Origin of the sequence: Roseivirga sp. UBA1976 (assembly GCF_002336325.1) — a bacterium.
Classification (GTDB): domain Bacteria; phylum Bacteroidota; class Bacteroidia; order Cytophagales; family Cyclobacteriaceae; genus Roseivirga; species Roseivirga thermotolerans.
This window is the reverse complement of record NZ_DDDQ01000108.1, coordinates 33,766-37,049: the sequence shown is the minus strand read 5'-3', so window position 1 is coordinate 37,049 and position 3,284 is coordinate 33,766. Positions and strand designations below refer to the sequence as shown.

Genomic DNA, 3,284 nt, shown 5'->3' with positions numbered 1-3,284 from the left:
TTTTCCATTAGGCGTGTACCCTGAATTTTTACAACTGCGGCAGGCACCGATACCCCCATGAGCTGAGTAATGGACTGCCCGGGCATGTTAAAAGTAAAAAGACTGGGCACTGGCGGTTCTACCTGATGACCGAGCGATTCTAACCAGCCAAAACCTTCTGGTTTAGGACTGCCACCGGTTGCCACTATCACTCTATCGAATTGTTCGGTTCCTTCTTTAAAACGGAGTTTAAAGGCATTTCCTTCTTTCTGAATGGCCTGTAAGGCCGCACTGAGTTGAATATCAATCCTAAGCTTTCGAGCTTCATTCAAAAGGCAATCTACTATGGTTTGAGAATCGTCCGTCACAGGAAATACGCGCCCATCGGCTTCCTCCTTTAGTTGTACTCCCCTACTTTCAAACCACTCGATTGTATCTGAGGCATTGAATTGTGAAAAGGCTTTTTTAAGATGCTTTTCACCCCTTGGGTAATGCGCTGCAAAAGTAGAAATACCCTGGCAACCATTCGTTACATTACACCTACCGCCTCCGGAAACCTTTACCTTAGCCAGCAGTTTGACGGATTTTTCGTACAACACAACCCTGGCATTTGGGGCGTGCATTTTACACGAAATAGCTGCAAAAAAACCGGCCGCTCCACCACCTATAATGGCCACTCTATTGTTCATGGGGATCAAAGTAACAAATCATTTTGCCAATATCACCGTAAGACTTTAAGACACTTTTATTCAAATCTCATGAAAAACTTCACAAAAACCATTTTAGCACTTACGCTCATCATATTTGCTTCGGCCAATCTGATCGTAACGGGAGACTCTGCAGTGGAGGAGTCGATGAAAGAAGGTTTCGTTGCCGACTGGGAACGAGCTAAGGCCTACTCATTGGAGTATATTGATGCCATGCCTGAAGACGGAATAACTTTTAGACCTACCGAAGGAGTACGCACCTTTGCCGAACAATTTCTACACATGGCTCAGGGAAATATTGGTATTGTAGCCAATGCTACGGGCGCTGAGCGTATTTACGCTACGGTAAACCTTGAAAAGGAAAGCAAATATCATAACAAAAAAGCCCTCCAGGATATCACTGTTGAAGCTTACGACTGGTGTATTGCTGCCGTAAAAAACATGGATATGACCAAAGGCGAAGAAAAAGTTGAATCTTTTGGCTTCAATATTTCCAGGGTAGAGTGGCTTAAAAAAGCGTTTGAACACCAAACTCACCACAGAGGGCAAACTACAGTATACCTGAGAATGAAAGGGGTAACACCACCACCCGAAAAGCTTTTCTAAAAACAATAATGGAGAGACCAACCTGGCAAGCTAAAGAACAGACTCCGGGTTTCAACTCCATTGATGTTGGCAGAAATAGCAGTAATAAAATACCGGGTGGGTACAGCTTGTGGCAGTAGTAGACACATCACTAAACCACTCGAAAGAAAAGCTGTCGAAAGAAAACCTTAAGGTTTTGATTTCGGCAGTTTCTTTAAATAACCAGCCAAAGAATCACATCTACCCGCCTGTTTTTCATACGTCCTTCCCAGGTTGAGTTATCGTAAACCGGGTTATATAGCCCAAAATCTCGTACCTCTATCATTTCCTTTTTAATCTTCTCCAGCTTTAGCATTAGATCAATTACCGACTGACTCCTCATTTTACTGAGCCGCTCATTATACTCCTTGCCACCTATATTGTCGGTATGGCTATGCACTGTGATAAAATAATCATGAATATTTGGTATAGAGTCCAGAAATGATTTTAGCTGATTGGCCTGGCGTATGTCCACACGGGCACTTCCTCCTCCAAAATAAATACTTCGAATAGCCGATGGCTCGCCAAACGTCTGTGCGTTTACTGAGAATAGAGTACTCGTTAAAAGCCATAATATAATAAACCACCTGAGCATAGAACCCCTTATTACCTGACTATTAACGCTTTGGCAGATGTAGAGTTTTTCAAATAACTTGAACTGCTGAATTTTAAGTGACAAACGGAAAAAACATTGAAAGAAGTTATAGTGGTGATGGGGATAAGCGGTGCAGGTAAAAGCACCGTGGGAAAAGCCTTGGCCAACCGTATGGGCATGCCATTTTTAGATGCTGACGATTTTCATCCTCGCGAAAACGTGATGAAAATGAGCAGCGGGCAGCCATTAGACGATGACGACCGATGGCCTTGGCTTGCAGCCATAGTAGAACACATATTACAAAGTCATAGGCCATGTTTTGTATTGGGTTGTAGCGCCCTTAAAGAAAGTTACAGGTTGTACCTGGCCCAACGCCTAAAACTACATCTGGTTTACTTAGAGATTACTGCCGAAGAAGCTCACAGAAGACTAAAAATGCGTAAAGGTCATTTTATGCCCGCTACATTAGTACAATCTCAGCTCGATGCGCTAGAGATCCCTTCAAGTGCTTTTCGCCTATCGGCCACCCTAAATATTACCAAATCGGTTGATTTACTGGCCGAACATTTTTCCACTTTACAGTAATTGACTAATTTCTTGGCTTCATTACTTTTTCATGGAAAACCTACAACTCTATCTGGCCATTGTTTCGGGAGTAGCCCTTCTCCTTTTTCTAATTATGAAGTGGAAGCTCAATGCTTTTCTGAGTTTGCTTTTTGCCAGCATTTGGGTAGGCCTTTTAGGAGGGCTGAATACTGACGAGATAATCGATTCTATAGCAAAAGGCATGGGCGATACGCTGGCCTTTGTGGCTACCATTGTGGGACTGGGAGCCATTTTTGGAGCCATACTGGAACATTCGGGGGGTGCTCAGGCATTGGCTCGTTACCTGTTAAAAAAAGGAGGAGAATCCAAGTCTCGGCTGGCCCTGTTAAGCACAGGCTTTATAGTTTCTATTTCTGTATTCTTCGATGTAGGTATTATCATTCTTATGCCCCTGGTAAAGGCACTGGCCAAAAAGAGTAATCGCCATGTATTATACTATGGCCTTCCCTTGCTGACAGGACTGGGAATTACCCATAGCTTTATTCCTCCTACACCCGGGCCGGTAGCGGTGGCAGATATATTGCAGGTAGACCTGGGCTATGCCATTGTTGTAGGAGCCCTCGTTGGCATCCCCGTTGCGCTTTTCTGCGGGCTGATTATGACTAAGTTTCTGGTACCCGATACTCCCGATAGTGAATTGGAAATAGCAACTGAAACGACCGACCAAGCTCTGGACGAAGGGCTGGTTCGTACCATTTTTTGGGTTTTGGGGCTTCCCATTTGCCTTATACTGTTAGGATCATTTCTAAACACAATGGCTCGTGAAGGCCTCA

Annotated in this window: 5 protein-coding genes; 3 read left to right on the top strand and 2 right to left on the bottom strand. The window is 44.0% G+C overall.

All coding sequences use genetic code 11. The annotated features are described in order from the left end of the window. On the bottom strand, positions 1–668 hold a 668-nt coding region (locus tag B3763_RS10945; protein ID WP_286746430.1), incomplete at its 3' end, for an aminoacetone oxidase family FAD-binding enzyme. 69 nt (positions 669–737) lie between these two features. Here B3763_RS10945 and B3763_RS10940 point away from each other — a divergent pair. Beyond that, the gene (locus B3763_RS10940; protein ID WP_286746427.1) at positions 738–1,292 is read left to right on the top strand and encodes a DinB family protein; all 555 of its coding nucleotides are present in this window, start codon (positions 738–740) and stop codon (positions 1,290–1,292) included. A 193-nt stretch (positions 1,293–1,485) separates the two neighbouring features. Here the strand turns inward: B3763_RS10940 and B3763_RS10935 are convergent, their stop codons facing one another. Continuing rightward, the gene (locus tag B3763_RS10935; protein WP_286746424.1) at positions 1,486–1,905 is read right to left on the bottom strand and encodes an OmpA family protein; all 420 of its coding nucleotides are present in this window, start codon (positions 1,903–1,905) and stop codon (positions 1,486–1,488) included. A 96-nt stretch (positions 1,906–2,001) separates the two neighbouring features. Here B3763_RS10935 and B3763_RS10930 point away from each other — a divergent pair, with 96 nt between their 5' ends. Together B3763_RS10930 and B3763_RS10925 are read left to right on the top strand one after the other, a co-directional pair. Further along, on the top strand, positions 2,002–2,490 hold the full coding sequence (locus B3763_RS10930) for a gluconokinase (protein WP_286746421.1): 489 nt from the start codon (positions 2,002–2,004) through the stop codon (positions 2,488–2,490). A gap of 31 nt (positions 2,491–2,521) precedes the next feature. Further along, a partial coding sequence (locus tag B3763_RS10925; RefSeq protein ID WP_286746418.1) for a GntP family permease occupies positions 2,522–3,284 on the top strand: 763 nt, incomplete at its 3' end.